A 26496-nucleotide genomic window follows, 5' to 3' on the forward strand; every position below is an offset into this window, starting at 1 on the left:
TGAATGATGATTAGCTTAGATCAAGTTTCCGTTAAACAAATTAAAGGCGTGAGCGCTCCTAAGGAACAGGAGCTTCACGCCTTTGGCATTCAAACCGTCGCCGATCTGCTCGACTATTTTCCATATCGGTACGAGGACTATCGCATTCGTAATTTGGCAGATGCCAAGGATGGCGAGAAAGTGACTGTGCTTGGCCATATCCGCGGTAATCCGCTGCTTCAACGATACGGAAAAGGGAAGTCGCGGCTGACCTGCAAGATTGAGATTGACGGATGGCTTGTGACGGCCGTCTGGTTCAATCGGCATTACTTGCAGGAGCAGCTTACGCTTGGGCGTGAAGTGATGCTGACGGGCAAATGGGAGCAGCATCGGCTGCAGATGACGGTATCCGATTCGGAGTTTCAGGATGGCGGCAGCACGGCTACAGGAGGCAAGGCGGCTAAGAGCGGTACGCTTCAGCCCGTCTATTCTGTAGGCGGCAGCATTACGCAGCCGTGGATGCGAAAGACGATTCGCCAAGCGCTGACGCAATACGAGACGATGATCGAGGAAGTGCTGCCGCATGAGCTGGTGCAGCGTCATCAGCTTATGGCTAGGCGCGACGCTGTGCGCCATATTCATCTGCCGGAGGACGCGAAGGAAGGACAAGCTGCCAGGCGGCGCCTTGTGTACGAGGAGCTGTTCCTGTTCCAGCTCAAGCTGCAAGCTTATCGCGCGCTGAATCGCAAACGCGGCGACGGCTTGGCGATGCGTGTGGAGAGCGAATGGATACGGCAGTTCGCGGCAACGCTGCCATTCGAGCTCACCGATGCGCAGAAGAAGGTCGTCAACGAAATATTGATGGATATGCGCCGTCCATCGAGCATGAACCGGCTGCTGCAGGGCGATGTCGGCTCGGGCAAAACGGTCGTTGCTGCTATCGCGCTGTATGGAGCGGTCAAGACCGGTCATCAAGGCGCGCTCATGGTGCCGACGGAAATATTGGCCGATCAGCATATGCGCTCCCTGCAGAAGCTGTTCAGCGGGATGGGGATCGAGGTCGGCTTGCTGACGGGAAGCTTGACGGAGCGGAAGCGCCGCGATGTGCTTGCCGGCTTGCAGATGGGGATGATCGATATCGCGGTTGGCACGCATGCGCTTATTCAAGACGACGTATTCTTCCGCAGTCTTGGACTTGTCGTGACCGACGAGCAGCACCGGTTCGGCGTTAATCAGCGCAGCGTGCTGCGGCGCAAGGGGATGAATCCGGACGTGCTGACGATGACGGCTACGCCGATTCCGCGAACGCTTGCCATTACGGCGTTCGGGGATATGGACGTGTCAACGCTTCGCGATCGCCCTCATGGGCGCAAGCCGATCAAGACGTATTGGGTGAAGCACAGCATGATGGACCGCGTTCTGGAATTCATTCGCAAGGAAGTGGATCAAGGGCGCCAAGCGTACATTATTTGTCCGCTTATCGAGGAGTCGGAGAAGCTTGACGTGCAGAACGCGATCGATCTGCATATCCAAATGCAGCAAGCGTTCCCGCAGTATAAGGTTGCGCTTCTTCACGGGCGGCTGACGGCAGCCGATAAGGATGCCGTCATGAGCGCCTTCGGTGCGAACGAGACGCAGGTGCTCGTCGCGACGACCGTCGTCGAGGTTGGCGTCGACGTGCCGAATTCGACGTTAATGGTCATTATGGATGCGGAGCGCTTCGGCCTGTCGCAGCTCCATCAGCTTCGCGGACGCGTTGGACGCGGCGAGCATCAGTCGCATTGCATTCTCGTGGCCGATCCGAAGTCGGAGACCGGACGCGAGCGGATGAAGGTCATGACGGATACCGATGACGGCTTCGAAGTATCGCGGCGAGACCTGGAGCTTCGCGGACCAGGCGACTTCTTCGGAACAAAGCAGAGCGGGCTCCCCGAGTTCAAGCTGGCCGATATGGTGGCTGATTACGAGACGCTGGAAGAGGCGCGCGATGACGCGGGCGAGATCACGGGACAAGACGATTTTTGGACCAATACATCCTATGCAAGGTTGCGCGCGCTGCTGCAGAAGGATCAAATTTTTCAAGGGGAGCAATTGGACTAGGCAATAATTCCTTAATTCCGGCATATAGTTAACCGTTAACACTGTCGGTTGGAGGTGTCTAGACTGTGAGTTACCAAAAGTACGGCATTAAGCCGCAGTTGGTCGAGCGCGTCAAATATAAGTTGAAAAATCCGGTCACGAAGGACCGGATTCGAGAGCTGCTGGGCAACGTAACGAAATATGATTTGCAGGAACGTCCGAAGGTGCGCAGGCTGGTGAAGGCTGCTGCCGTTATTTTGCAGGAGCCGCTCACCGATGTGCAGGAGGATCAAATCGTCGCTTTCGTTCTGGGACAAAAGATTGATCCGAACAATACGTTTCATTTGCTCAAGCTTTGGGGCATGTTTCGCTGACCTATCCGGTCGGCGATTTTTTTTGTTGTGGGGCAAGCTTAGCTTGCATTAAATTGCATTGCAGTGCCGTTGGTGCCGTTGCGGACTCATGAGTCCCCTATAGGAGGGGCTGGAGTCCATTAGGGACATCGGTGTTCGCATGATCCGTCAAATGATGCGAAACCCATTATTAAGGCCTCAGGTGTCCTCAGCTCCACCTTACTATGAACTAGATGATGCGTGTACGCCCGAGCTTAGAACAGCCGCAACTGCTCGTCCACCATCATTTGCTCAATTAATTCGGGGGAGTCGTTGCGCACGTTGCCTACAGCGGAAGAGACGGCGTAAGCGACCATGTCGCGCTCGTCATATGGGCGCAAGAGCGGCAGAATGGCTTCTACGTCCTGCGTCTTGCGATCAAGCCATAACGCTTCATTCTCTGGCTTTAAAATGACCGGCATTCGATCGTGAATAGGAGCCATTAACGGATTGGGTTCTGTCGTAAGGATGGTACAGCTGTTTATTTTGGCACCATCGGGAGAGATCCAAGTTTCGTAGAGACCCGCCATGCTGAATATCTCACGGCTCTTCAACGTAATCCGCATCGGCTGCTTGCCGCCGCCGCTTAGCTTCTTCCACTCATAGAATCCGTCCGCGGGAATGAGGCAGCGCTTGCTGCGAAGCGGCTTCTTGAATGCTGCCTTCGCGGCTGCCGTCTCTGCTCGCGCGTTAATCATCATGAAGCCGACCTTCGGATCATCGGCCCATGGCGGAACGAGACCCCACTTCAGCTCGCCGAGCCGATTGGCGCTCCCATCGTTAATGACTGCGAGCACTTGCTGGCTCGGGGCTACGTTATATTTTGGACGATGGAACGGAATGCCTGTCTCGTCTACCATATACCGCACCATTAGCTCTTCTATCGTTATTGTGAGCGTATATCTTCCGCACATCGCTTCCAACCTCCGTCTGCTGCTGCTCGCTTAAGGCAGAGCGTAAATTTGGCTCTATTATACTATGACTTCCCCTGTATGCCCAACTTGCACGCCCGCTTCCGTATGGCAGCCTGCGACTTGGAGGATACTGGTCTTATAAGGTGATGATCGGGAGGGGCGTGTATGGACAAACAGGGAAGTTTCCGAGGGCGAAGGCAGCAGCGGGGAAGCGGCGAATCGTTTCTCGGTCGGCTGCTTGCGCTTCCGCGCGCTGCTGTCGCTTATGCTGTCGGGAAGTGGAAAGCAATGAGCGTATCGGAGCAGATGATCGCGGAAGCATCTCCGCTCCTGCTGTCGCCAGCTGCGATATCCCGGCTGACGGCTGCGTGGAGAAGGCTGGAGGAGGAGGCGGAGACGTCGCCCCTTCATGCTTCCGAATCGTGGACGGATGAGGAACTGGCGCTCATCTCACAGATTCGCACGGAGACGGACAAGTGCAATCGGAATAACGTAACGCGGACCGAGGCGTACCGGACCGTCTATTTTCGCACGCCAGTGCTTCATTGGGCGCTGCTTGCGCATCTCGTCTCGCGCAACGGCGGCTGGAATATGACGGATCTGCAAGGGGAGTGGCTGCCCTATTTGCTTCGGGACGATCAGCGGGAGGAGCTGTTCTCTTTCCTGGAACGCGCGAATGCGCTTATTTTCCAAGATGCCTACCCGCAGTTGCTGCTCTACGAGCGCAGCCTGAGGGAAGGGAGAAGCCTATTCCATCTGTTGCCGGCGTTTGACGTTTCGGTGTTCATGGCGCCTGTATGGCGGCAGTTCTGGAAGGAACGGGATCCGGTTCCCTTGACGGTGGCGCTTATCGTTAACGAGCAGCATTACATCGAACAGCGCGTTATACAGAACGAGCATTTCAAAGAAAAGGTGCTGCAAACGCTGTTCTTCGGTCTGCAGTCCGTGCTGCAGTTGAACGGCGTCGTCTTTCCTTACGGCAGCGGCGGCAAATCAGCTGCCGACGGGGATTGCAGCACGGAGGCAGGCACGCAGCTGGCGGGTATCATTATCGAGCGATTCGAGAATGTAGAGGAGCGGGTTGAATTCGGCAAGCAGCTCTATGCGATGCTGTTCGGCATCGCTCCTGTTCTCCACGGCGCGCGCTGCTTCGCTGCCGCCGTGAAGCATACAGGCTCGCGGGCCGACTTCGCGCCCCAGCTCTATGCCCGCATCCGGCAGTTGCCGCCGCAGCGCGTCTATAAGGAGCGGCTTATCGGCGGCGCGTTGAAGCCGGGCGCGAAGCCGCTGTATAGCCCGGAGCTGCCGTCAGCTTGGGGGGATCGCCCTGTCGCTCCTGCCGAGAAGGGAGATTGGTTTCATTCGGCAGATCAAGTGCTGCCTTACTTCCGCAAGTTGCCGCTGCCGCCGGTGTTCGAGCTGACGAACGAATACGGACTCATCCTGAATAAGATTGAGCTTGCCGTGCTTGCGGCGCAGCGGCAAAAGCTTTAGTCGCTGCTCGCGACGCCTTCAATATCCCGGACCGCGAACCATTCGCCGTCGATCATGAACCGGCCCTTCAGTGAATCGACCCGATCAACGATGCCGATAATCATGAGCTCCTCCAGCGGGTGGAACATCCGCAGCGTGATCGGCAGCCGCAGCTGCAGCGATTCGGCGACGGCGCGGGAGACGGCTTCCCATTCCTGTTCATCGAGCGAGGCGCGCACGCGCCTCTTCAACGCTTCGTTGTTCCGGACAATCTCGGCTTTGTGCTCAGGCAGCATCATGCGGCTTGATTCCCACAGTCCGTTTCCCTCAAGCTTCTTTCTCATTTGTAATGGCCTCCAATTTTGGCGGAGCGGTCTCGCGCTTGGCCGCTCGGTGTGTGCGATACGGCGCGTATAATGCTGGCGTCGCCGTATTTTTGCTTAATAGCGTCGGTCGTCTTCTCCAGCGCGATCAACTTCTCCCGGTGCAGATCGAACAAAGAGAGCTGGTATTCGTCATCCGCCGAAAATTGCGAGAGGCTGACGCCGACCTTCCGGACAGGCAGGCCGTCCCAATGCTTCTGCAGCAGTGTCACGGCGGATCGATATACTTGGTTCGTAATATTGGTCGGGTCCTCCATCTTCATCTGCCGGTTGAAGCCGCTCGGACGGTCGTAGTCGGCGCCCATGCATCCGACGGAAACGACATGTCCCATGTAGCCCTTGCTGCGGCAGCGCTGGCATACAAGCTCGACGAGCTCCAGCAGCACGACCTTAATCTCCGCCAGGCTGCCGTAATCGCGAGGCAGCGTCATCATATGGCCGACGGTCGTAGGCGCGACCTGATGCGTGCCGGGCGTTACGGGGCTGTCGTCGATGCCGCTGGCAATGCGCCAATACAGCTCGGCGTTGATGTCCGAGTTTTTGCCGAATTTGCGGCGCATCATCGCTTTCAGCTTATCCAGCGGCGTTCGCGCGATATGGCCGATGGTCGGCATACCCATCGCATTGAAGTGGGCGTTCATCCGGTTGCCGACCATGAACATCTTGCCTACCGGCAATGTCCATAGCGTCTCTTCCAGCAAATCCTTGGTTAGCGTGTAGATGCCGGATTCGTTCTTCTTGGCATAATTGTCGCAGGCGGTCTTCGCCAAAATTTTGTTCTCGGCGATGCCGAAGCGGGTGTAGATGCCGGTCTCGGCCAGTACGCGCGCCTGTATGAGCTCGGCGAGCTTCTCCGGCGGGCCGTACAGCTGCAGCGATCCCGTCACGTCGAGAAACTGCTCATCGATTGAGTACGGCTCGACCAAATCGGTGAAGCTTTCGTAAATTTGCGTAATTCTCATCGACGTATCAATGTAAAGCTTCATGCGGGGCTTTACGATGACGAGATTCGGGCATTTGGCGAGCGAGTCGCCTAGCCGCTCGGCGGTTGTGACGCCGAATTGTTTCGCCAGGGGGCAGGCGGCGAGAATAATGCCGGATCGGCGCTCGGGATCGCCGGCGACGACGAGCGGGAGATCCTTGTATTCGGGATGCTCCGCCTTCTCGACGGAGGCGTAGAACGACTGGCAGTCCGCCAGCATGACAACTCTTTGACGGGGCATCGTGTTCCTCCTATACTGTGCAGAACGTTTGTTTAAATATAAGAAAGCATAAAATGGGATGCTTATACTGTGCTTATATTTCTCCGGAATGAAACGCGCCTCGCCGCCAAAGTACGGCGTTAGCCGTTTCACCTTGCCTTATTATATACAGAACATACGTTCTTATGCTATAGGCTCCGCTATGGTTATTATTTACAATCATAAGGAGACGGGATGATCTTACATATATTCAACCAGTTTGCGCCAAAATAGAGGCAACATGGAAACGGAAAGGTGTCCGAATGCCGCTATGAAAAAAAATGCCCAGAAGGCGCGAACGCCGCTTAGTCCGTCGCTTCAGGCTAATGCAGATGCGATCCGAAGCCGCTTCGGCGGCAGCTTCGATCTGGTCGTTCGTATGTTCCGCAGCGATGCGACCCCCAGCCGGGAGCTTGCGCTTATCTATATCGACGGCATCGTCGACGCAGAGACCGTGAACGTTAGCATTATGGAGCCGCTGATGTCGATGCAGCTTCCGCAGCATGCGCATACGAAGGAAACTAAGCTGCTGGAGGCTTTGCGCGATTGCATTGTATCCGTTGGCTCCGTAGGAGAAATGTTCACGCTGGAGGAAGCGCTGCAGGCGGTGTCTGACGGCTTATGCCTGATCGTAGCTGAAGGCTGCACGTCGGTGCTGACGGCCAGCGTTACAGGCGGCGAGCAGCGGTCCGTAACGATTCCGCAGACGCAGACGGTCATACGCGGTCCGCAGTATGGTTTTGTCGAAAATATCCGGACCAATATTAGTCTTGTTAGGCGTATTATCCGCTCAAGCGATCTTCATGTGCAGATGCATAAGATCGGCCGCCAAACGCATACCGACGTCGCGGTGCTTTATTTGAACGGCGTCGTCGACGAAGGCGTGCTTAAGGAAGTGTATCGCAGGCTTGGCGATATCGATATTGACGGCGTGCTGGAGAGCGGCTATATCGAAGAATTTATTCAAGATGAGACATTCACGCTGTTCCCGACCATTCTGAACACCGAACGTCCCGATACGGTAGCCTCGATCCTGCTGGAAGGACGAGTGGCGATTATGGTGGATGGCACGCCGATTGCTCTGATGGCGCCGATAACGTTCTTCAGCTTCTTCCAATCGCCGGAAGATTATTATCAGCGGTTCGATATAGCAACGCTTGTGCGGGTGATCCGATATGTGGCGTTCATTGTATCGATCTTGCTGCCGGCCTTATATATTGCCGTTACGACCTTTCATCAGGAAATGCTGCCGACGACGCTGCTTATTAGCATAGCGGCTCAGCGAGAGGGCGTCCCTTTTCCAGGACTCGTAGAGGCGCTGCTGATGGAGATGACGTTCGAGGTGCTGCGCGAAGCGGGGCTGCGGATGCCGCGGGCCATCGGACCTGCCATATCGATTGTAGGAGCCCTCGTGCTTGGGCAATCGGCCGTGCAGGCCGGCATTGTATCGGCGGTGATGGTAATCGTCGTCTCGTTCACGGCGATCTCGAACTTCGTCATGCCAGAGTTCAATATGGGCGCGGCATCGCGCATTATCCGGTTTATCTTCATGGTGATGGCGGGCATGTTCGGCTTCTTCGGCATCTTCATCTCCGTGCTGCTTATGCTCGTTCATCTCGTGTCGCTGCGCTCGTTCGGCGTGCCCTATATGTCGCCGATGGCGCCGGGGTCGGCAAGCCAGTCCGTATTTCGTGACGTATTCATCCGCCTGCCATGGTGGGCCATGGTATTTCGCCCATTCGATCTTAAGCTGCGCAATCCGCGACGGCTGCCTAATCGCCGGAAGCCGCCGGCACAGAGGCATTCAGACAATCCATAACGGAAGGAGGGGGGCGTGTGATCGGAAGGAGGCTGCTATCCGGACTGCTGGCGCTGCTCATTTGCTTGCCGCTGGCGGGCTGCTGGGGCAAGGTTGAGTTAAGCGATATCGCGATCGTATCGGCAACGGGCATCGATTGGAAGGATGGGCAGTGGCAGTTGTCCTATCAGGTCGTCATTCCGCAAGCAATTTCCGGCCAAAGCGCTGCGGCGGGCACGAACGCGGCGGTTAATGTGTTCTCCACCAAAGGGGACAACTTTCGGATTGCGATCAGCAAGGCGAGCCTGGAGACGCCGAGACGGCTTTTTTTCGCTCACAACCAAGTCGTTATTATTGGACAGGATGCAGCGCGCAAAGGCATATCCGCGCTTGCGGAAGCCTATCTCCGAAATCCCGATTCGCGCGAGACGGTCAGCGTATTTCTGACGAAGGGCAACGCGCGCCGCGTACTGGAGCAGCTCATTCCATTGGAGAAAATACCTGGGGCCGCCATTCAGCAGATGATCTTCAATGAGCAGTTGAACGGCTCGACCTTCCAGGAAACGACGATGCATAAGGTGCTTAAGGATTTGCTTGGCGGGGCACAGGTTGTTGGCATACCGAGTCTGGCGATCTCCGGAACGGGAGAAAGTCTAGACCAGGTAGACAAGCTTAGCCGAACGAATACGTCCTCCAAGGTGAGGCTGATGGATCTGGGCATCGTCTCCGGCGATAAGCTCGTAGGCTGGATTACGAAGGAAGAAAGCTCAGGTCTGATGTGGATCAAAAATCAGATCAAGAAGACGACGGTAGCGTTCGGCTGTCCGGATGACGGAAAGGAGGGCAAAGTCTCCTCCATTCGTATTACGAAGGCGAAAACGAAGCTTCGCCCGCAACGTTCCGGCAGCAAGTGGACGATGCATATTGAGACAAAAGCGGAAGGCACGCTGCTCGAGTACAACTGCAGCGGCGACATGAATAAGCCGAAAGAAGTAGACCAGACCGCGCAAGTGATAGCCGAGACAATCAAAGCGACGATGGAAAACGGTTGGAAAGCTGTTGTGGGATATAAGGCGGATGTGGTTGGTTTCGGTAATATCATTCATCAGAGGCATCCGGACGCTTGGAAGCAGATGAAGGGGGATTGGCCTGACTTATTTGCAGAGATGGAAGTGAAGATTGACGTAAAGGTGAAAGTGAATTCAGCGGGCATGAGCGGCGGCGGATTTAAGAAACTGCAGGAGAAGGCGCGTTCATAGACGGAAAGGAGATGCCATGCAGCAGATCGGCAAACAACAGTTGTCTATTCTGATTATTGTTTTCTTAATCGGCAGCACGCCGCTGTTCGAGCTCGGCATCAAAGCGAAGCCCGATTCATGGCTTGCGATGACGATGGCTGCGGTCATCGGATTGCTGTTGACCGTTGTTTATGTGACGGTGCAGAAGCGCGCGCCCGAAGCGGGACTCGGCGAGCTGATCTTGATGCATTTTGGCAAATGGCTCGGCGGAGCGGTTGGACTTGTCTATGCGCTATGGTTCGCCTATGAATCGATGCGTAATGTGCGAGACGTAGGGGAACTGACGAATATGGCACTCTTGACCGTGACGCCCAAATGGATGATTATGCTGCTCATTCTGTTTGTCGCTGCGTACACGGTCAGCAAGGGGCTTGAAGTGTTCGTGCGTGTTACACAGCTGCTGTTCCCGATTGCGGGGATCAGCTATTTGTTTATTATTTTGCTGTTGTTTATCGCGAAGCTGCCTGATATTCACCAGTTGCTGCCGCTGATGGAGAACGGGATAGGCCCGATTGCGAAGGCGGCGTTTCCGGATCTGGTTTCGTTTCCTTTTGGGCAAATGGTCATTTTTCTTGTCTATTGGAAATATTTGAAGGAGAAGCAAGTGCTGCGGAAGGTCACCTTCTGGGCGCAAGTGGGCGTATCTGCCTTTTTGATTTTTATGAATATGCTCGTGATGAGCGTACTGGGCCTCTCCTTGTCTGAGGTTACGGCGCTGCCGCTTCTGCAGGCGGTTCAATTGATTCGGTTGGCGAATTTCCTCGAGCGGCTGGACGTTATCGTTACGCTGCTGCTATACATCGGACTCTATGTAAAAATGACGGCACTATACTTGGCGGCGGTCCTTACGCTTAAGGAAGTGACGGGGGCGGCTTACCGTCATTTGGTCTGGCCAGTCGGGATGGTCATCTACGCTGCATCGTTTCTGGAACCGAATAATACGTATCATATATGGCTAGGGTTCGATGTGACGTTGAAAATCGTTCCGTTATTCCAAATCGTGCTGCCGCTGCTTCTGCTGATCGTCGGTGTGCGCAAACGGTACAAGAAGGCGGCGCAGCAGCATTCCGACGCAGGGCAAACGGGTTAATGCCGACCTTCTAGCTTCAAAAAAAGATAGCTATTTAGTCGGGATTTGCTATAATAGGCATATTGACGAAACCGAATATGTTCCGGGGAGCTGGTTAGGCCGGCTGAGAGGGGATTTATGTATATGCAATCCCGACCCTATAAACCTGATCTGGATAATGCCAGCGTAGGGAAGATAAGCTTTGCGCGTTTCATGCAAGGGACGACCGTTAGATCGTGCTTCTAACGTCATGCCGAAGCAGCGTGCATAGGCGCAGCCGAATTTCAGGCGTCCTTCCATACGGGAGGACGCTTTTTTGCATGCGGCAGCGGCCGATCGCACGGGGGCAACCAACCGGACACAGACAAGATATCCTTTCGATTCGTTTCGTTTCGACAAAATAAAGAGATACAGGGAGAGGGAGACAGCAGGATGAAGAAACAAACTGGACGAATGACTTGGAGGCTTACGGCGCTGTTAATGGCGCTCGTTATCGTACTTGCAGGCTGCGGCGCGAACAGCAATAAGCCGGAGAGCGGCAACGCGGGAGAGAATGAAGGGAGCGGCGCGGATAAGCCGCTGACGAAAGTACAGGTCGTGCTCGACTGGACGCCGAACACGAATCATACGGGGCTGTATGTGGCTCGGGATAAAGGGTTCTTCAAGGAGCAGGGGCTTGACGTTGAAATTATTCAGCCGGGCGAGAGCGGCGCTGACCAAATGGTCGCTTCCGGCAACGTACAATTCGGCGTCAGCTATCAGGAGTCGATCACCATGGCTCGTATCGCGGGCGTACCGCTCGTATCGCTCGCGGCAGTCATTCAGCATAACACGTCGGGCTTCGCTTCGCCTGTCGATAAAGGCATCGATTCGCCGAAGAAGTTCGAAGGCAAAACATACGGCGGCTGGGGCGCTCCGCTTGAGGAAGCGGTCATTGATTCACTCATGCAAGAGGAGCAAGCGGATGTGAAGAAGGTTAATATTATGAGCATCGGCGACGGCGATTTCTTCACGGCTGTTAAGCGCGATATCGACTTCGCTTGGATTTATTACGCGTGGACGGGCGTCGAGGCCGAGCTGCGCGGCGAGAAAATCAATATGGTATATTTGACCGATTATAGCGACAAGCTGGACTATTATACACCGGTGCTTGCGACAAGCGAGAAGCTGATCGCCGAGGATCCGGAACTCGTTAAGGCGTTCGTTGCGGGCGCGGCTGCAGGCTACCAATATGCAATCGACAATCCGGAGGATGCTGCCGAAGTATTAATTCAGGCAGAGCCGGATCTGAATGCCGAGCTCGTTCGCGCGAGCCAAAAGTGGCTGAGTCCGAAATACCAGGACGATGCCGCGCAATGGGGCGAGCAGAAGCTGAGCGTATGGGAAAATTATGCGAACTGGATGTTCGACCACAAGCTGCTGGAGAAGGAGCTTGAGGCGGACAAAGCGTTTACGAACGACTTTTTGCCTAAGAAATAATTCATACTGACGAAAGCAGGGGAAACGAATGGCTAATGCACTGGTAAGCATACAAATATTGCCGACGACGCCGGGCGGAGAAAGCGTCATTCCGTACGTCGATCGGGCGATTGACATCATTAAGGCAGCGGGCGTGCCCTACAGGGTAGCTCCGCTGGAGACGACAATGGAAGGCGAGCTGAGCTCTTTGCTAGGGGTTGTGCAGCAGATGAGCGAAGCGATGGCAGAGATGGGCTGTCCGTCCGTCATTTCGCAAGTGAAAATCTACTATAATCCGGCAAACGGCGCTTCGATGGGCAGATTGCTGGAGAAATATCCAGATGGGCAATAAGTCGGGCGTATGGGCAAAGGTATGGCCGCCGGTAATCGTTATCGCTGTACTGCTGGCTTGCTGGCAGGCGGTGACGATGTGGGGACAGGTCGATCAATGGCTGCTTCCCAGCCCATTATCGATCGTACAGGAGGCGGCCTCGGCGAACGTATGGCCGCGGTTAGCGGAACATACCGGTGCGACGCTGCGGCTTACGCTGCTCGGATTTGCAGGCGGATCGGCGGCGGGTTTCTTGCTCGCCGCTTTGCTGCATCTAATTCCGGGTTTGCGTACCGCAGTCTACCCGCTCCTCGTCGTTTCGCAGAACGTTCCGATCGTCGTGATCGGCCCGCTGCTTACGATGTGGCTCGGCTACACGCTGCTGCCGAAGGTACTGCTCGTTATGATGGTATGCTTCTTCCCAATCTCGGTAGCCATGCTTAGCGGCCTCACGAATACAGATCCGCAATTGCGCAATTATTTGCAAATGATCGGCACAGGCAAGTGGCAGCTGTTCTGGAAGCTGGAGCTGCCCCATGCCGTCATTCATCTGTTCTCGGGACTTAAGCTTGCGGCATCCTATAGCGTACTTAGCGCGATTGTCGCGGAGTGGCTGGGTACGAATAAGGGACTGGGCTACTTCATGCAGCTGTCGGCCAAAGGGTTCATGCCGGAGCGGGTATTCGCGTCGGTATTCATCATCGTGGCGCTTAGCCTGTCGCTGTTCGGCTTGATGACGCTGGCCGAGAAGCTGCTCTTGCGCTGGCGTCCTGCCAAGAAGGAGGGAAACTAGCAATGAGCGATATAACAGATCAAGAGCGACGAACGACGATGGCTGCAGGTGCTGGAGCGGCTGGAGCTGTTGCCAAAGCGCTGGAGGTTAAATCGGTCAGCAAAAGCTTCGGCAAAGGAACAGCCGTGAAGGAAGTGCTCGGAGGGCTGTCGCTGACGGTCGGCGAAGGGGAATTCGTCTCCATCGTCGGGCCGTCAGGAAGCGGCAAGTCGACGCTGTTCCAGGTCATCGGCGGCTTGGAGCGTCCGACTAGCGGCGAGATATGGATCGATGGCCAGCAGGCGACGGGACAGACGGGGCATATCTCGTATATGCCCCAGCAATCGTCGCTGCTGCCGTGGCAGACGGTAGCCGGCAATATTGAACTGTCGCTGACGATCGCTGGCATGGAGCGCAAGGAAGCGAAGCGCAGCACGGAGGAGTGGCTGCGCCGCATCGGGCTTGAGGAATATGCAAAGAGTTATCCGCATGTTCTCTCGGGGGGCATGCAGCAGCGCGTATCCTTCTTGCGGGCGCTGTTGTCGCCGCAGCGGCTCATGCTGCTTGATGAGCCGTTCGGTTCGCTCGATGCGCTGACGCGGCTGCAGATGCAGAAGTGGCTGTTGTCGATCTGGGAGGAGAACCGCAGGTCGGTGCTGCTTGTCACGCACAGCATCGATGAGGCGTTGTTCTTATCCGATCGGGTTATCGTGCTGTCGTCCTCGCCTGCAGTTGTGCTCGAGCAATTCGACGTGCCGCTGGCAAGGCCGCGCAGCGAAGCGATGTGGTCGGAGCCTGCGTTTATTGACCTAAAGCAGCGGATCTATGAGCTGCTTCAGGCAGGAGCGGGAGAGAAGGGGGAAGCGGAATATGCCAAACGCCGTTAACGGGGAAACAGCAGCAGGGACGTGGATCGATGCTCATATCCATGTCGATCATTATGAAGCAGCGGAACGGGAAGCGATGCTGGAGCGGGCGTTTGATGCGGGTGCGGCTGCTGTCGTAGCCGTGTCGATGCACTTGCAATCCTCGATTGTCAATCGAGAGTTGGCGCTAGCGCACCTGCCGAATCGCGTTCATCCCGCATATGGCTTCCACCCGGAGCAGCCGATACCGTCTCCTGGTGAGCTGGATGAACTGTTCGCTTGGATTAGAGCGCGTCATGCGGAAGGCGAGAGCTTCGCAATCGGCGAGGTCGGATTGCCGTATTATACGAGAACGGAAGCGGAGGCTGCGGGGCAGTCGTTCGACGAAGCGCCTTACCTCGCGCTGCTCGAACGGTTCGCAGCGCTTGCCGCGGAACTGGAGCGGCCGATTGTGCTGCACGCCGTCTATGAGGACGCGGACAAGGCTTGCGACATACTTGAGCGGAGCGGCGTACGGAGCGCGCACTTCCATTGGTTCAAGGGAAGCGAAGCAACCGTGCGGCGAATGATCGCCGCAGGCTACTTCGTGTCGATGACGCCGGATATCGCCTACGAAGCGGAAATTAGGGTGCTGGCGGAGCAATATCCGCTTCACTTGCTGATGGCCGAGACGGATGGGCCATGGCCGTTCGAAGGACCGTATGAGGGGCGAAGGACCGAGCCTGCCATGTCGCAGGATGTCGCGGTACATATTGCGGCCATTAAGCAGCAACCGGTGGAGCTTGTGCGTACTGCTTTATTGCAAAATACGAAACGGCTGTACGGAATATAGCGGGAATACGACAACAAGCTGGCGTTTGCGCATGATGCGACGCCAGTTTGTTTTTGGTTTCGCCTGAGGACAGCAGAGGCGTTAATTGCTGTCTATCGCCTTTAATGCCCTTGCCGATTCATGCCATTTTGTCCGTTGCGCCGTTCTACTCTACCGCATACAAAGATAGCATTAGGGTTGAGAGAAGGGAGAGTTCTAAGATGGCAGCTTTGACTAGAGAACAGTTTTTTGCGGCACTTGCTCCAACCGTSATTCGGGTAAGAGGGGAAGGCTCGACGATGTTTCCTTCCGTACGGTTAGCCCAAAATTTGCTCGAAACAGGCGGTGTTATTCACCCTTGGAACAATCTGAGCGGCATTAAGGTCGGCAGCGGGCAGACGAATGCTTACTGGCATGGCGAAGCAGTGGTGAAGGGGACGTGGGAGTATGTCGATGGCCGCAATGTCAACACGAAGGCGGCGTTCCGCGCTTACACAAGCTTATATCACTTCTATAAGGATCTCGATCTGCTGCTTGCAACGCCGCGTTACGACCGCGTTCGGAAGGCGGAAACGCCTGAGCGCCAAGCTCAGATGCTGCTCGCTTGCGGTTATGCGACGGATCCGAATTATCCGCTCAAGCTAATGGCAATTATTAAGCAGTACTCGCTCATGAAGTACGATCTAATGGGCAAACCTCCCGTTAAGCCGGAGAAGTTCAAAGACGCTGAAATCGTGGCGGTTGTGCATGGCGGGCAAGCGGTGTCGGATGGTTACTTGGTTCATGGCGCTACCTGGGTGCCTGCTAGACTGGTTGGCGAGCGGCTTGGAGCGGTCATTGACTGGAACGGAAAGCAGGTTACGGTGAACGGGGTTGCAATCGAGTCCGTACTGTCTAATGCAAAGGGCTACGTCAAGCTGCGCGTTCTGGCAGACCAGCTTGGACTTGCGGCCAGTTGGGACGCTATGGCGCGAGTAGCATCGATCGACTAAAGTAGAAGATTCGCCGGTTTACATCGAGGTTGCTCTTTTGGTATTCTATAGGCAACATTGAAACGCGATGACGAGAAGAGTAAGGGAATAGGTTGTTGCACAGAGAGCCCTCGGCAGCTGAGAGGGGGCGAACGACGTTTCCCTGAACCAAGCCTCTGAGCGGCATGTCGGAATCGCCCCCGGGCGAGGATGGCATGACGGGAGCTCCCGTTACAGAGCTAGAGTATAAGCATTGCCTGCAATGCCGTACTTGAAGAGGTTAATATGGCGACATGTTAATGAACCTGGGGTGGCACCGCGAGAACTTCGTCCCCAAGACCAACGTCTTGGAGGTGAGGTTCTTTTTTGCGTTTATTAGGCGCATTTGGCGGTAGCTTGGCTGTTACAGTTATTCATTAAGGAGGAGCCGACAATGGAATCGGATAATAAGAAAGAGCATTCAAGCGACAACTTTTTATTTAGGCTGATAACGGAGGAACTGGAGCAATATCCGTTCACGAGGGAGATGCGTACGCGGTTTCCGCCCGAGCCGAACGGCTATCTTCATATCGGCAGCGCCTACGCGATTCAGACGAATGACACGATAGCAAGGCAATTCAACGGCAAGTTTCATTTGCGCTTTGACGATACGAATCCGCTTAAGGAGGACATTGCTTACGTGGACGCGATCATCGAGGACATCAAGTGGCTTGGCTACGATCCGGGCGAGCACGTCTATTACGGGTCAGATTACTCCGAGGAAATCTACCGTGCAGCCGTTCATCTAATCGAGCGCGGGCGTGCATACGTATGCGATCTGACGCCGGAGGAAGTATCGGAATACCGGGGAACGTTGACGCAGCCGGGCAAGAACAGCCCGTTTCGAGAGCGCTCCACTCTAGAGAATCTGACGCTTTTTGCGAAAATGAAAGAAGGTGCTTTTCCGGCCTCTTCCAAAGTACTCCGCGCCAAAATCGATATGGGCTCGCCTAACATGAATCTGCGCGACCCTGTTATTTACCGCATCATCCATGCTGAGCATTACCGAACGGGAAGCGAATGGTGCATCTATCCGATGTACGACTTCGCGCATCCGATTCAGGACGCTATCGAAGGCATTACGTATTCGCTCTGCTCCGTCGAATTCAAGGATCATCGGCCTTTGTACGAATGGGTGCTTAGGGAGCTTGGCATAGACAGTCCGCCGCGGCAAAGGGAGTTCGGCCGCCTAAGTCTGACGGGCGTCGTGACGAGCAAGCGTTTCCTGCGGCAACTGGTCGAGGGCGGTTATGTAGACGGCTGGGACGATCCGAGATTGCCGACGCTCCGCGGTTTAAGAAGGAGAGGATTCACGCCCGAGAGCATACGCGGCTTCATCAAGGAGATCGGCAGCATCCGTACGCAAAGCACGGTGCATATTTCCTTGCTCGATCATTGTCTAAGACAGGAGCTGAAGGCATCGACAGTTAGTGTCATGGCGGTGCTTAATCCGCTCAAAGTCGTCATAACGAATTATCCAGACGATGAAACCGAGCTATTGATGATCGAGAATAACAGCGAGAATGAGGAGCTTGGGAAGCGGGAAGTTCCTTTTGGCAAAACGATCTATATCGAAAGAGACGACTTCGAGGAAAATCCGCCGAAGGGCTTTCATCGACTAACTCCGAATGCCGAGGTTCGATTGAAGGGCGCTTATTTTATTCGCTGCGAGGGAGTGATTAAGGATTCGGTTACCGGAGAGGTTATTGAGCTTCGCTGCACCTATGATCATACGACGAAGAGCGGTACAGGATTTAACGGGCGCAAGGTGAAGGGGACGATTCACTGGGTGTCGGCGGATCACGCCTTGAAGGCCGACGTTCATTTGTACGATAAGCTGCTGCTAGAGGATTCGGAAAAGGATACGCCGACTAACGGGGATTGGACGGAGCGCGTTAGTCCGGATTCGCTAATCGTCGTCAGGGATGCTCGGATCGAGCCGTATGTGGCGGAGGCGGAACATGGAGCCGAAATTTTGGAGCGGAGGCTGCAGTTTTTCCGTCATGGCTATTTCTGCTTGGATAACAAGCATACAACTGCCGATAGACTTGTATTCAACCGCATCGTACCGCTTAAGGATAGCTGGAATAAAAAGAATTGATCGGTTAAGATGTGCGAAGGCTGCTGATTGATGAATCAGCAGCCTTTGTGCGCTTCCTGGCGCGTATGCGAGGCGAGGGCGAGGGCGTTACTTGCCTTTCTTAGAGGCGGCCCAAAACGCTAGCACAATAAGCGGCAGCAAAATAAACCAAGGGATCGTAATCGTCCCTCCGACGATAAATGCCAATATCATAACGAAGATAACGCCCAAAATAATATACAGACAACCTCGTCCGAACGTTTCCATGCCATTGCTCCTTTCGTATGCCTATCTTCAGTTGTATACCGCAAGCTACAAAGAAGTATATTCACGGATATAGCAGGATAGAGCAGCGGGTTGTTGGCAGGGGTATTGTTCGCGGCTTGACTTCGACAAAGTGATGGGCAAAATAAAAACCCGGCCGCGGGGGCCGGGAAAGTAAATGCGTTTTAGTAACATAATGTATCGCCGTTATCTGTTTTTTGAATCCTGGAGCTACATTTCGTGTACTCCATCAGCTTTTTGTCGAGCTCCTGACTTATCTGTATAACCACTCTGTCCGAAAAGCTATTGGATACTCCAAACACACGAACCATCTCTGTTCTCAACGCCTCAATCTGTTGTTGACAAACACAGTTATGCATTTAAAGTGTCCTCCTACGTAAGGTCCAAGATGTAACTGTTAAGCTAAAGCATACATCATTTTACTGTAAATTTCCTTCTTTTACAATTGGGTTATGTCAAAAAGGGACAGGAGTACGAAAAAAATGGAAGTAAAAGTGTAGAGGACCCACATTGCTGTGGGTCTGTCCTAGCTCGTCATCAACTGTGGGGTTGATAGGACTAGTATACKGATCTAATCTTAACGCTTCCTTAAAAATAATTGTCGATGTGTTGAACTATTCTGATAATTATTGAAGGCAAGTGCAGAGTGATGTCATGAAATTGTGTCATTTTTGTTACCACATAAGAATTTAGAAGTTTCCGAGCATTGCGGAAGAACAAATTCTTATTGGCGATAAAACATTCCCTGGCTTCCGAAGTGAGTTTGCTACGCAAACTTGTAGGTCGCTCATCTTCGAATAGCCTCGATAGACGTTTCCTCAAAATCGTTGTGGCAACCGGAGGCCATTCATGATAACGTTAATGTTTCTGAACGACTGATTATAAGCGGGTTACGGAATAGAGGGAGGGCAATGGAATGGCATCAAAAGGACCGAAACGGCCGACGCGGGACGAGTTCCAAATGGAGGAGCTTGGTGAGCGCTTGGTCGAAGCGCAGCGGGAAGAAATCGAGCTTCTGTTCACCGTCTGGAATTGGGCTGAGCAGCCTCGCGGCATTATCGTGAAGATGGACTCGAGGACGAAGCTTGTACATGTCGAGTACGCAGGCGAACTGACGAAAATTCCTTTTATGGATATTATGCAGGTAGAGAACCCTTATTAAGCTGCTGAAGCGTGGCTTGGCTGTAACATTGCGTGCTTCATTGACGTTTATTGGTTAACCGACTAATTATGGAGGAAATGCCAATGATGAAGCAATTCGTATTGTTGTTCATGGTAGCAACCGTGTTGAGTGCCTGCGGGCAAGTTCAATCGAATACAGAAGAACAACCCGTGATTGCCGAGAGTGCTGAGTTCGCTGGTGCTCCTCGGGCTGTCGGACAAGGGGAATATGGAGAGCTGCATGTCTTGCCGTTGACGGAAGACGGCGGAGTAACGGAATCGCTGGGAGCGCCGTCATGTCTAGGAGAAGAGACGGATTACATATCATCCGGCGACTATGATGTCGTGTTCAAGCGAACGGACGGAACTGAGACAAGTGTCGGGAGTTTATCTGATACGCAGATCGTCTCGGAAGGCGGATCCGATGAGCCTCGCAATCTGGGCAGATTGGCGTCCGAAGGCGTTGAATTGTACTATTTTCAACCTATCCAGAACAAATGCCGCGCGGACGCTGTTTATGTATATGTAGTGAGCGAAGACGATGCGTATCAAGCAAGCTTCGAGGTAGAAGGGCAAATGTTAGATCAGTTTAGCCTAGCTCCCGAGAGCGAGCCCTATATCGAAGCGGKGCAGCTTGTGCTGGAGTCGACAGAGGATGAGCAGCAGGGATACACCTATAAGTTCAAGCTGGAAGACAAGAAGCTGAGGCTTGCGAAGAAGGAGGAGAGGGGCGATTAAGCCGCCTCTCCTTTTTCGATGACTTGCCAAACTAACGATGCTCGACTAAATCGATCGCCCCAAGAATGACATGGGCAAGACCGAAGCCGAGGACGCCCGTACCTATAAGCTTATACTTGCTCTTCAGCAGTGTAGCGCCAGAAGCCGTAACCACAGTTCCAAGAACGGCAGGTATCAATCCTTCACGCATCATCCAACACTCCCTATGGTTTGTTTGGCAAGCAGTGTTAGTGTGCTACGGGAGCGGGTTTGGCATACTTCGCTGGCTGCTTGCTTTGTTCTTATTTGCCTTTTGGAGAAGCTATGATGGATTTTGGCAGTAACTTTCTGCATTTTACCTCGCGTTTGCTAGCTATATTGGATATTGGCAGTAACTTTTCCCTCTTGCACCATAAAAGAGCTGATTTTGAACAAAGTTATTGGAGAAATCCAACATAGCGGAGAAACCTTACGTTTAGTAAACGAAGTTAGTGCGAGAATCCAACATAGCACGTATTAGCAAAAGTTTCTCCTCTCCCATTGAAAAGGGCGCCCTCTTTCGGGGACGCTCTTTTTTCATTGGAGAGACTGCTGTTTTTTCAGCTGCTAACTGCATTAGGCTCATTCATAAACCATGAAATATAAGTACATCGTTGGCATACAAGAATGGTTGCGTTTTTATTTGCCCAGTCGACKCCGAAAAAGGTAGCGCTTCTTGAATTGAGTTGACGATAATCTTTGTTAAAGGCGTCATGTTGACAACAGGGGCAACGCAGCATAACACCGCCTGCAGAATAATTCACATTATCAAATCCTTTCTCAATGTTCTAGTTGAAATCGGATAATTAATAATGGATAGTACGAAAATTAACGATTTTGGTTACGGGAGGAAGACAGAGCATGAAAGCTTATACGCTTATGTCCAGATTTCCGCCTAAGTTTGGCTGCACGCTTAGTTCCATCATTTTTACTAACTGCTGCATTTGATCGGTAGATTGCTCGGTAGCCATTTTAAGAACACTGATTCCAACAGCTTGAGATAGATTGCTCTGGGCTAGGGATACGGATAACGCCGCGATGTCCATTTACTTCCTCCTTCATTATGATCCTTCACATGATTTATCGGAAGTTGCAGGTGCAATTCTTAACTTCGTTTGGGATAGAAAGCAAAGGATTGCAATGGATTAGCTCAAATGCGGGCGGAATATAAAAGAATTGGACAAAAAAATCGGGCATCCCTTTCGGGATGCCCTTTTCATGGGAGAGGAGAAACCGGACGAAGAGCTTATGGGGAAACGTAAGTCTTCTCCGCGGTTGTCTACGGCATCTTGCGACGCCGATGACATTATCTTGTCCGCTTTGTGGGGGAATATACATAATTAGGACAAAAAAGTTGAACGAGGCACTCGTATGGTACTAAAATCGCTCATTTGCACACCATTCGACAGCTTTATCTACAAAGGGAATGTATGGTACGATAGGCGGGAATGAGACAGAAGGGGGCAATTGCAAGTGAGAGTCATTGCGGGCGAGGCTAGAGGCCGCACGCTGAAAGCGGTGCCCGGCGTGAATACGAGGCCGACGACCGACAAGGTGAAGGAAGCGATATTCAGCATGATCGGTCCTTATTTCGACGGAGGAACAGCGCTTGACCTGTTCGCCGGTACGGGAGGACTTGGGATCGAGGCGTGGAGCAGAGGCACGGAACGTGTCATCTTCATTGATCGGGAAAAAATCAGCATCGATATTATCCGTCAGAACATACAGACAGCCGGCATGGGCAGCGCGGCGGAAATATATCGCAACGACGCGGAGCGCGCGTTGAAAGCGCTGGCGAAGCGGGAGCTGAAGTTCGATCTTGTTTTTCTTGATCCGCCATACAAGCTAACGACGATGGACGAGCTTATGGGAGAGCTGGCAGCGAGAGGCATGCTTGAAGAGGCGGCGGTTATTGTCGTTGAGCATGATTCGTCGGTACGGTACCCGGAAGCGATGGAACATTTTGACCAAATCAAATACGCCAAATACGGAGATACTGCCGTGTCCATATACAAATACTACAGCCAGGTCAGCCATGACGACAGGAGTGAGACCGATGTTAACGATTAACGCAGGCAACGAGAGAGTGGCGGTATACCCAGGCAGCTTCGATCCGGTTACATACGGGCATTTAGACATAATCCGAAGATCCGCCAAGCTTTATGATCGCTTGATTGTAGCGGTACTGAACAACACGAGCAAAAACCCGCTGTTCACTGTAGATGAGCGGAAGCAGCTGCTAGCGGAGGTTACACAAGATTTGCCTAACGTTGAGATTGACAGCTTCCGCGATCTTCTCGTTCGGTATATGAAGTCAAGACAGGCGAATGTCATTATTCGCGGCATCCGGTCGGTAACGGACTTCGAGTACGAGCTGCAGCTTGCCTCCACGAATCATTTGCTTGATGGCGAGATCGATACCGTATTCATGATGACGAATCCGAAGTATTCGTATTTGAGCTCCAGCATTGTGAAAGAAATCGCGCAATTCGACGGCGAAGTGAAGGAGCTTGTGCCTCCTGCGGTTGAACGGGAATTAAGGAAGAAGTATAACGCCCGCAAATAAGCGGAATTAGCGTCTTATACGCCGAGCACGCCAGCGAGGCGAGGCAAGGTGCAATAGCGTGAAGACTGCGAGCAGCAGCAAGCTTGCTGTGATGGAATAGGACCATAACATAGGCATGTCGCTTACGGTCATAGCTGACATACCGCCCCAAGCTCCTTCGGTCTGATTAGGGCTGAATACGGGGAACGTCCCTGGAGGCGTTACATAGCGCAGCAAGGCTGACATAGGATTCCATAGCAGCAGCATGAGCAAAAAAGCAGCAACTGCGTGCATCATGCGGAACGCGGCGAAGGGCAGCAGCTTCAAATCGGTCCCCGCAATCGTATATCCCGTCTGCAAAATACCGCCAAGACCGCTCCAGGCCAATACCGCTGCAATAGCCGCGGCATTCATCAGGCTTCCGCCAACAGGGCTTTCCCAAATCGCAGCCGCATAAGCGCCGATATGTCCTTCGAATAGTGCTGGCCCGATGAATGGGGCATTCAGTTTCGTTAGGATTGGTGCGAACAACGGCTGCGCGAGCTTTGCGAGCACGGAGGCGAAGATCATGAAGCCGCCGATCATAAGCAGCTTTTGTACGCTTGCGGTCACGGCGTCGCCGAGCACTTTGCCGAAGCTGCGGCCGTCTTGGTCTCTGCCAAGCTGCATGGCTGCTCCCAGCTGCCCCAATAGCCTGCTTTGCTGTGCCTTATCAGGGGAAGCCGTTTCTATGGAGGGAGCAATCACGTTATTTTTTGCTCCGATATTTGCTATGGACAATAAAAGCAGCAGGAAGAGAGCAGACAACCAAACGGCTGCTGCTATCATAATGCCTACAATCGGTTTATGAAGGAAGCCCGCACCGATGACAACGAGCATGAATAGCGGATTAGGCATATGCGCGATGGCGAGCAGGCGTTGGCCTTGCGTTTGGTCGACTTTATTTTGTTTGCGCAGAGAGGCTGTTGCTTCCGCTCCCGCAGGATACCCTCCCATCCAGCCAAGCGCAATGGCGTGCGCCGCCTCGCCGGGCAGCTTGAACAGCTTGTTCATAGCTGGACTTAGCAGGGCGCTAGTGACATGAGCGAGCCCAAAGGCGGTCATGAGCTCGAACAGGACGAGAAAAGGCAAAATGCCGGGAAACACAATGTTCCACCAAACGGTCAGACCTTGCAGCGACGCTTGGAAGGCGGCATCGGGCTGTACAATAATCGTACCGACAAGCAGGATGGAAATGATGGCGATCAGTATCGTTTTGGCCATTGCCGTTCAACTCCTAGGACAATCTGTTCGTATAAGTTAATTAGTACGCTTATGGCGCAGCAGATAGACCAAGCAAGGACATGGATGAACGACCGCACGACTAGAGAGCTGTAACCGAGAGGAAGTCAGGTACAGAGGAATAGGAGGCTTGCTTCTTGTGAATAGGCAGGTTTCGGATTTAAAACGGATAACGCTTGTTGCGGTTGCGACGGCGGCAGCCATGTGGATTCTGTTGTATGCGCCAACACCTTATGTCGTCTATGAGCCGGGTATTGCAACACCGGTAGCCCCGATGGTGGCAGCTGAGCAGGGAGATGCCGAAGGGAACGGAAGCTTCCTGCTCACCGCGGTTAAACTAAGCGATCCTAATTTCTTCAACGTCCTGCGTTCGGCATGGGACAAGGATGATGATATCCTCATGAAGAAGGATGTGTTCAGGGGCTATACGCAGCAGCAATATGCAGACCGGCTTTCCGTCATTATGGAAGGCTCGCAAAATAACGCAGTCGAAGCTGCCTACCATCATTTGAAATTATCCTATACGATCGAAGTACAAGCGATCATCGTGTCGGATAATGCCTCCCAGGTCGAAGAGGGAAAGAGCTTATTCCAAACCGGCGACAAGCTGATCGGAATGACTGGCGGTCCGCGATTTGAGAATGCGGCCGATATGCTGGACAAGCTGCGTAACGTAGAGGAAGGCAGTCCGTTAACGGTCGAAATAGAGCGCAGCGGCGCGCGAATGCAGGTGCAACTGGATGCGGCTCGTCTTGGTTCAGGCTTAACGGAAGAGCGGTTGCCTGCTTTGTTCGGAGCATCTGGGCTTACGGAGCTTAGAGCGCTAGAGCCAACCGAAACGCGCGACCGGCTTACGATAAAGGCGGGAGACATTGGAGGGCCGTCAGCCGGTCTCGTATTCGCTCTGCAATCGATTGATTTGCTGACTGAAGGCGATCTAACTGGAGGAAGCCGTATCGCTGCTACAGGCACGATTACGCCAGAGGGCAAGGTTGGACCGATAGGCGGTATTAAGCAGAAGGTCGTGATCACAAGCCGGGAAGGCGCGCAGCTGTTCCTCGTTCCGGAAGGCAATTATAAGGAAGCGACAGCGAAGGCGAAGCAACTGGGCACGGCGATGAAGATTGTAGAGGTTACGGATCTTGAGGATGCGCTTGGCAAAATAAAGCAGTTCAACGCTGCCGCAAGCGGCGGCCAGTAAAAAAAGAAGCACGGAATCCTTTACAGGATGACGGGCTTCTCCTTGAAATCTCTGAACAACGCTTCAGACGGAACGGTGTCACCGCGGCCAAGCATGTACACGGCGCTTGCCCTTGTGTCGAGCTCTAAGTAGGGATAAGGCTCGGGCGTCCTGGCAGCGCTAAGCAGCACAGGCAGCGAAGAAGTTGTTCTCATGCGGCGCAGCAGCTGCTTGCCCTTCTCAGTGAAGCCAAGAACGCGAATGTACTGAACGCCGGAGGCTAGCTTCTCTGTTGTGAAGGACGGCTTCTCATGTCCGAGAAGCACCGACAGCAGCGCGCGTTGCAGACGCGTGCGTGTGTATCGTTTTGTTTTGAGCATGACCAGCAGCTCCTCGAACTGCATCGAGGTCAGCTCCGGGAGCGTACGGAGCAAACGATGCTCCATACCTTCCGATATGTCCCGCAGCTCGGCAAGTTGACTGGCGGAGCGGGTCACGGTCTGATGCAGCAGCGGCTGCATGAAGTTGGTCCAACTGATCGGGCAATGACCGGCCGACCATTGCTCTTCTATGATATGATAGGTCGATGATGGAACGTATGCGCGAATAGGTGCCAGATTACGTTCCTCGAGCAGCAGCTTGCGAATAGCAGTCGCGCTGGCAATCTGGCTGTCCGAGATCGTCTGATCATTGTATTGCGATTTCTCGCGGGCGATCGTGAACGGCTGCATTCGGCCCTCCAGTCGCCGCAAGGCTAGCAAATAATGAAGACCTAGCGTATGATTAGGCTGGGCGAATGGAAATGAAGCCGTATCCGTATGGCCCTGCTCCGATAAATAAGCGGCGACGGCCGCGCTGTATGCGTTAGGGTAATTCACTCCCGTATCGAGCAATTGCTTCAGCGATGCACGGAAGTCAGGCGGCTCGTCCGCCAGCAAATCGGCTGCCTGTTGCAATGGAGCAAGCTCGCCGCTCTCTGTGCCGAAGCAGAAGGCGTCTACGACGCCTGTCGCCTCGAGCAGAGCAACTGCGCCGTAAGCGAACCATTCTGCGGCATGCGTGGCGTAGGCGACTGGCAGCTCGATGACAAGGTCGCAACCGCCCTCCAGCGCCATACGTGTGCGTGACCATTTATCGAGCAGCGCGGGTTCGCCGCGTTGTAAGAAATTACCGCTCATGACAGCGACTACAGTATCGGCGCCCGTTATTTTGCGCGATTGTTGTAAATGATAATGGTGACCGTTGTGAAACGGATTGTATTCGACGATGAGTCCTACCGTACGCATCCTCTAACCTCTCTCTGTTAAATCTTGGTCGTCCTATCATAACATAGA

At 53.7% G+C, this 26496-nt stretch carries 28 protein-coding genes, 1 riboswitch and 1 other annotated feature; of the genes, 19 read left to right on the plus strand and 9 right to left on the minus strand.

Annotation, left to right across the window (positions count from 1 at the left end; all coding sequences use genetic code 11):
• Positions 1-3 precede the first annotated feature (3 nt).
• Both recG and AC1DF0_RS26915 read left to right on the plus strand, forming a co-directional pair.
• On the plus strand, positions 4-2079 hold the full coding sequence (gene recG, locus AC1DF0_RS26910; RefSeq protein WP_477576373.1) for an ATP-dependent DNA helicase RecG: 2076 nt from the start codon (positions 4-6) through the stop codon (positions 2077-2079).
• A gap of 65 nt (positions 2080-2144) precedes the next feature.
• Positions 2145-2432, plus strand: a complete 288-nt coding sequence (locus AC1DF0_RS26915; RefSeq protein ID WP_442051604.1) for a stage VI sporulation protein F — start codon at positions 2145-2147, stop codon at positions 2430-2432.
• A gap of 233 nt (positions 2433-2665) precedes the next feature.
• Here the strand turns inward: AC1DF0_RS26915 and AC1DF0_RS26920 are convergent, their stop codons facing one another.
• Positions 2666-3364, minus strand: a complete 699-nt coding sequence (locus AC1DF0_RS26920; protein WP_442051605.1) for an SOS response-associated peptidase — start codon at positions 3362-3364, stop codon at positions 2666-2668.
• 165 nt (positions 3365-3529) lie between these two features.
• On the opposite strand from AC1DF0_RS26920, the gene AC1DF0_RS26925 reads away from it, so the two are divergent.
• Positions 3530-4858: a DUF2515 domain-containing protein gene (locus AC1DF0_RS26925; RefSeq protein ID WP_477576376.1), complete on the plus strand. Its 1329-nt coding sequence runs from the start codon at positions 3530-3532 to the stop codon at positions 4856-4858.
• Here the strand turns inward: AC1DF0_RS26925 and AC1DF0_RS26930 are convergent.
• Both AC1DF0_RS26930 and AC1DF0_RS26935 read right to left on the minus strand, forming a co-directional pair.
• Positions 4855-5181, minus strand: a complete 327-nt coding sequence (locus tag AC1DF0_RS26930) for a YolD-like family protein (protein ID WP_477576378.1) — start codon at positions 5179-5181, stop codon at positions 4855-4857. The genes AC1DF0_RS26925 and AC1DF0_RS26930 overlap by 4 nt on opposite strands.
• Positions 5178-6443 (minus strand): DNA polymerase IV, encoded by a 1266-nt coding sequence (locus AC1DF0_RS26935; protein ID WP_442051608.1) that lies wholly within the window; start codon positions 6441-6443, stop codon positions 5178-5180. The genes AC1DF0_RS26930 and AC1DF0_RS26935 overlap by 4 nt, the downstream gene beginning before the upstream one ends.
• Before the next feature lie 289 nt (positions 6444-6732).
• On the opposite strand from AC1DF0_RS26935, the gene AC1DF0_RS26940 reads away from it, so the two are divergent.
• The 10 genes from AC1DF0_RS26940 to AC1DF0_RS26985 all read left to right on the plus strand — a co-directional run bounded on the left by AC1DF0_RS26940 (position 6733) and on the right by AC1DF0_RS26985 (position 17975).
• Positions 6733-8280: a spore germination protein gene (locus AC1DF0_RS26940; protein ID WP_442051609.1), complete on the plus strand. Its 1548-nt coding sequence runs from the start codon at positions 6733-6735 to the stop codon at positions 8278-8280.
• A 17-nt stretch (positions 8281-8297) separates the two neighbouring features.
• A complete protein-coding gene (locus AC1DF0_RS26945; protein WP_477576379.1) occupies positions 8298-9518 on the plus strand; it encodes a Ger(x)C family spore germination protein in 1221 nt (406 codons plus the stop codon).
• A gap of 16 nt (positions 9519-9534) precedes the next feature.
• Positions 9535-10647 carry a GerAB/ArcD/ProY family transporter gene (locus AC1DF0_RS26950; protein ID WP_477576381.1) on the plus strand — a complete coding sequence of 371 codons (1113 nt, stop codon included), beginning with the start codon at positions 9535-9537 and terminating at the stop codon, positions 10645-10647.
• A 73-nt stretch (positions 10648-10720) separates the two neighbouring features.
• Positions 10721-10836: riboswitch (TPP riboswitch) on the plus strand.
• Positions 10837-11058: 222 nt separating this feature from the next.
• Positions 11059-12105, plus strand: a complete 1047-nt coding sequence (locus AC1DF0_RS26955; protein WP_477576383.1) for an ABC transporter substrate-binding protein — start codon at positions 11059-11061, stop codon at positions 12103-12105.
• Positions 12106-12133: 28 nt separating this feature from the next.
• Entirely contained in the window at positions 12134-12436 is a 303-nt protein-coding gene (locus AC1DF0_RS26960; protein ID WP_442051613.1) for a thiamine-binding protein, read from the plus strand.
• Positions 12426-13208 carry an ABC transporter permease gene (locus AC1DF0_RS26965; protein WP_442051614.1) on the plus strand — a complete coding sequence of 261 codons (783 nt, stop codon included), beginning with the start codon at positions 12426-12428 and terminating at the stop codon, positions 13206-13208. Before AC1DF0_RS26960 ends, AC1DF0_RS26965 begins: the two co-directional genes overlap by 11 nt.
• A gap of 2 nt (positions 13209-13210) precedes the next feature.
• Positions 13211-14074, plus strand: a complete 864-nt coding sequence (locus tag AC1DF0_RS26970; protein WP_442051615.1) for an ABC transporter ATP-binding protein — start codon at positions 13211-13213, stop codon at positions 14072-14074.
• Complete coding sequence (locus AC1DF0_RS26975; RefSeq protein ID WP_477576386.1) at positions 14058-14885, plus strand: TatD family hydrolase; 828 nt, start codon at positions 14058-14060, stop codon at positions 14883-14885. Before AC1DF0_RS26970 ends, AC1DF0_RS26975 begins: the two co-directional genes overlap by 17 nt.
• Before the next feature lie 200 nt (positions 14886-15085).
• Positions 15086-15856, plus strand: coding sequence for a glucosaminidase domain-containing protein (locus AC1DF0_RS26980; RefSeq protein ID WP_477576388.1), 771 nt, complete (start codon positions 15086-15088; stop codon positions 15854-15856).
• Between the two features lie 58 nt (positions 15857-15914).
• Positions 15915-16173, plus strand: a binding site (T-box leader).
• A gap of 95 nt (positions 16174-16268) precedes the next feature.
• On the plus strand, positions 16269-17975 hold the full coding sequence (locus AC1DF0_RS26985; protein ID WP_477576390.1) for a glutamine--tRNA ligase/YqeY domain fusion protein: 1707 nt from the start codon (positions 16269-16271) through the stop codon (positions 17973-17975).
• 87 nt (positions 17976-18062) lie between these two features.
• On the opposite strand, the gene AC1DF0_RS26990 is transcribed toward AC1DF0_RS26985, so the two are convergent.
• Entirely contained in the window at positions 18063-18221 is a 159-nt protein-coding gene (locus AC1DF0_RS26990) for a hypothetical protein (protein ID WP_442053494.1), read from the minus strand.
• A gap of 182 nt (positions 18222-18403) precedes the next feature.
• A complete protein-coding gene (locus tag AC1DF0_RS26995; protein ID WP_442053493.1) occupies positions 18404-18598 on the minus strand; it encodes an aspartyl-phosphate phosphatase Spo0E family protein in 195 nt (64 codons plus the stop codon).
• A 557-nt stretch (positions 18599-19155) separates the two neighbouring features.
• Between AC1DF0_RS26995 and AC1DF0_RS27000 the strand changes: the two genes are divergently transcribed.
• Both AC1DF0_RS27000 and AC1DF0_RS27005 read left to right on the plus strand, forming a co-directional pair.
• Positions 19156-19401: a YolD-like family protein gene (locus tag AC1DF0_RS27000; RefSeq protein WP_477576392.1), complete on the plus strand. Its 246-nt coding sequence runs from the start codon at positions 19156-19158 to the stop codon at positions 19399-19401.
• A gap of 83 nt (positions 19402-19484) precedes the next feature.
• Positions 19485-20138 (plus strand): hypothetical protein, encoded by a 654-nt coding sequence (locus AC1DF0_RS27005; protein WP_477576394.1) that lies wholly within the window; start codon positions 19485-19487, stop codon positions 20136-20138.
• Between the two features lie 31 nt (positions 20139-20169).
• Here AC1DF0_RS27005 and AC1DF0_RS27010 read toward each other — a convergent pair whose 3' ends face one another.
• The gene (locus AC1DF0_RS27010; RefSeq protein WP_337098799.1) at positions 20170-20328 is read right to left on the minus strand and encodes an asparagine synthase; all 159 of its coding nucleotides are present in this window, start codon (positions 20326-20328) and stop codon (positions 20170-20172) included.
• 697 nt (positions 20329-21025) lie between these two features.
• Positions 21026-21202 carry a putative motility protein gene (locus AC1DF0_RS27015; protein ID WP_475820511.1) on the minus strand — a complete coding sequence of 59 codons (177 nt, stop codon included), beginning with the start codon at positions 21200-21202 and terminating at the stop codon, positions 21026-21028.
• A gap of 172 nt (positions 21203-21374) precedes the next feature.
• Here AC1DF0_RS27015 and AC1DF0_RS27020 point away from each other — a divergent pair, with 172 nt between their 5' ends.
• The 3 genes from AC1DF0_RS27020 (at position 21375) to coaD (ending at position 22722) form a co-directional block, all read left to right on the plus strand.
• The gene (locus AC1DF0_RS27020; protein ID WP_442053417.1) at positions 21375-21500 is read left to right on the plus strand and encodes a hypothetical protein; all 126 of its coding nucleotides are present in this window, start codon (positions 21375-21377) and stop codon (positions 21498-21500) included.
• A 129-nt stretch (positions 21501-21629) separates the two neighbouring features.
• Entirely contained in the window at positions 21630-22226 is a 597-nt protein-coding gene (rsmD, locus tag AC1DF0_RS27025) for a 16S rRNA (guanine(966)-N(2))-methyltransferase RsmD (protein WP_477576397.1), read from the plus strand.
• Positions 22213-22722 (plus strand): pantetheine-phosphate adenylyltransferase, encoded by a 510-nt coding sequence (gene coaD / locus AC1DF0_RS27030; RefSeq protein WP_477576399.1) that lies wholly within the window; start codon positions 22213-22215, stop codon positions 22720-22722. The genes rsmD and coaD overlap by 14 nt, the downstream gene beginning before the upstream one ends.
• Before the next feature lie 6 nt (positions 22723-22728).
• Here the strand turns inward: coaD and AC1DF0_RS27035 are convergent, their stop codons facing one another.
• Positions 22729-23964: a nucleoside recognition domain-containing protein gene (locus AC1DF0_RS27035; protein WP_477576401.1), complete on the minus strand. Its 1236-nt coding sequence runs from the start codon at positions 23962-23964 to the stop codon at positions 22729-22731.
• 157 nt (positions 23965-24121) lie between these two features.
• On the opposite strand from AC1DF0_RS27035, the gene AC1DF0_RS27040 reads away from it, so the two are divergent.
• On the plus strand, positions 24122-25183 hold the full coding sequence (locus AC1DF0_RS27040) for a S16 family serine protease (protein ID WP_477576403.1): 1062 nt from the start codon (positions 24122-24124) through the stop codon (positions 25181-25183).
• Positions 25184-25203: 20 nt separating this feature from the next.
• Here AC1DF0_RS27040 and AC1DF0_RS27045 read toward each other — a convergent pair whose 3' ends face one another.
• Complete coding sequence (locus AC1DF0_RS27045) at positions 25204-26448, minus strand: nucleotidyltransferase (RefSeq protein ID WP_477576405.1); 1245 nt, start codon at positions 26446-26448, stop codon at positions 25204-25206.
• Positions 26449-26496 lie beyond the last annotated feature (48 nt).

It is taken from the genome of Paenibacillus sp. 05T425, assembly GCF_056396205.1.

Excerpts from the sequence above, each read along its gene's own strand:
- recG (WP_477576373.1), top strand. The coding sequence starts at position 4 with ATGATGATTAGCTTAGATCAAGTTTCCGTTAAACAAATTAAAGGCGTG.
- AC1DF0_RS26920 (WP_442051605.1), bottom strand. The coding sequence starts at position 3,364 with ATGTGCGGAAGATATACGCTCACAATAACGATAGAAGAGCTAATGGTG.
- AC1DF0_RS26925 (WP_477576376.1), top strand. The coding sequence starts at position 3,530 with ATGGACAAACAGGGAAGTTTCCGAGGGCGAAGGCAGCAGCGGGGAAGC.
- AC1DF0_RS26930 (WP_477576378.1), bottom strand. The coding sequence starts at position 5,181 with ATGAGAAAGAAGCTTGAGGGAAACGGACTGTGGGAATCAAGCCGCATG.
- AC1DF0_RS26935 (WP_442051608.1), bottom strand. The coding sequence starts at position 6,443 with ATGCCCCGTCAAAGAGTTGTCATGCTGGCGGACTGCCAGTCGTTCTAC.
- AC1DF0_RS26940 (WP_442051609.1), top strand. The coding sequence starts at position 6,733 with ATGAAAAAAAATGCCCAGAAGGCGCGAACGCCGCTTAGTCCGTCGCTT.
- AC1DF0_RS26950 (WP_477576381.1), top strand. The coding sequence starts at position 9,535 with ATGCAGCAGATCGGCAAACAACAGTTGTCTATTCTGATTATTGTTTTC.
- AC1DF0_RS26955 (WP_477576383.1), top strand. The coding sequence starts at position 11,059 with ATGAAGAAACAAACTGGACGAATGACTTGGAGGCTTACGGCGCTGTTA.
- AC1DF0_RS26960 (WP_442051613.1), top strand. The coding sequence starts at position 12,134 with ATGGCTAATGCACTGGTAAGCATACAAATATTGCCGACGACGCCGGGC.
- AC1DF0_RS26965 (WP_442051614.1), top strand. The coding sequence starts at position 12,426 with ATGGGCAATAAGTCGGGCGTATGGGCAAAGGTATGGCCGCCGGTAATC.
- AC1DF0_RS26970 (WP_442051615.1), top strand. The coding sequence starts at position 13,211 with ATGAGCGATATAACAGATCAAGAGCGACGAACGACGATGGCTGCAGGT.
- AC1DF0_RS26975 (WP_477576386.1), top strand. The coding sequence starts at position 14,058 with ATGCCAAACGCCGTTAACGGGGAAACAGCAGCAGGGACGTGGATCGAT.
- AC1DF0_RS26985 (WP_477576390.1), top strand. The coding sequence starts at position 16,269 with ATGGAATCGGATAATAAGAAAGAGCATTCAAGCGACAACTTTTTATTT.
- AC1DF0_RS26990 (WP_442053494.1), bottom strand. The coding sequence starts at position 18,221 with ATGGAAACGTTCGGACGAGGTTGTCTGTATATTATTTTGGGCGTTATC.
- AC1DF0_RS26995 (WP_442053493.1), bottom strand. The coding sequence starts at position 18,598 with ATGCATAACTGTGTTTGTCAACAACAGATTGAGGCGTTGAGAACAGAG.
- AC1DF0_RS27000 (WP_477576392.1), top strand. The coding sequence starts at position 19,156 with ATGGCATCAAAAGGACCGAAACGGCCGACGCGGGACGAGTTCCAAATG.
- AC1DF0_RS27010 (WP_337098799.1), bottom strand. The coding sequence starts at position 20,328 with ATGCGTGAAGGATTGATACCTGCCGTTCTTGGAACTGTGGTTACGGCT.
- AC1DF0_RS27015 (WP_475820511.1), bottom strand. The coding sequence starts at position 21,202 with ATGGACATCGCGGCGTTATCCGTATCCCTAGCCCAGAGCAATCTATCT.
- AC1DF0_RS27020 (WP_442053417.1), top strand. The coding sequence starts at position 21,375 with ATGGGAGAGGAGAAACCGGACGAAGAGCTTATGGGGAAACGTAAGTCT.
- coaD (WP_477576399.1), top strand. The coding sequence starts at position 22,213 with ATGTTAACGATTAACGCAGGCAACGAGAGAGTGGCGGTATACCCAGGC.
- AC1DF0_RS27035 (WP_477576401.1), bottom strand. The coding sequence starts at position 23,964 with ATGGCCAAAACGATACTGATCGCCATCATTTCCATCCTGCTTGTCGGT.
- AC1DF0_RS27045 (WP_477576405.1), bottom strand. The coding sequence starts at position 26,448 with ATGCGTACGGTAGGACTCATCGTCGAATACAATCCGTTTCACAACGGT.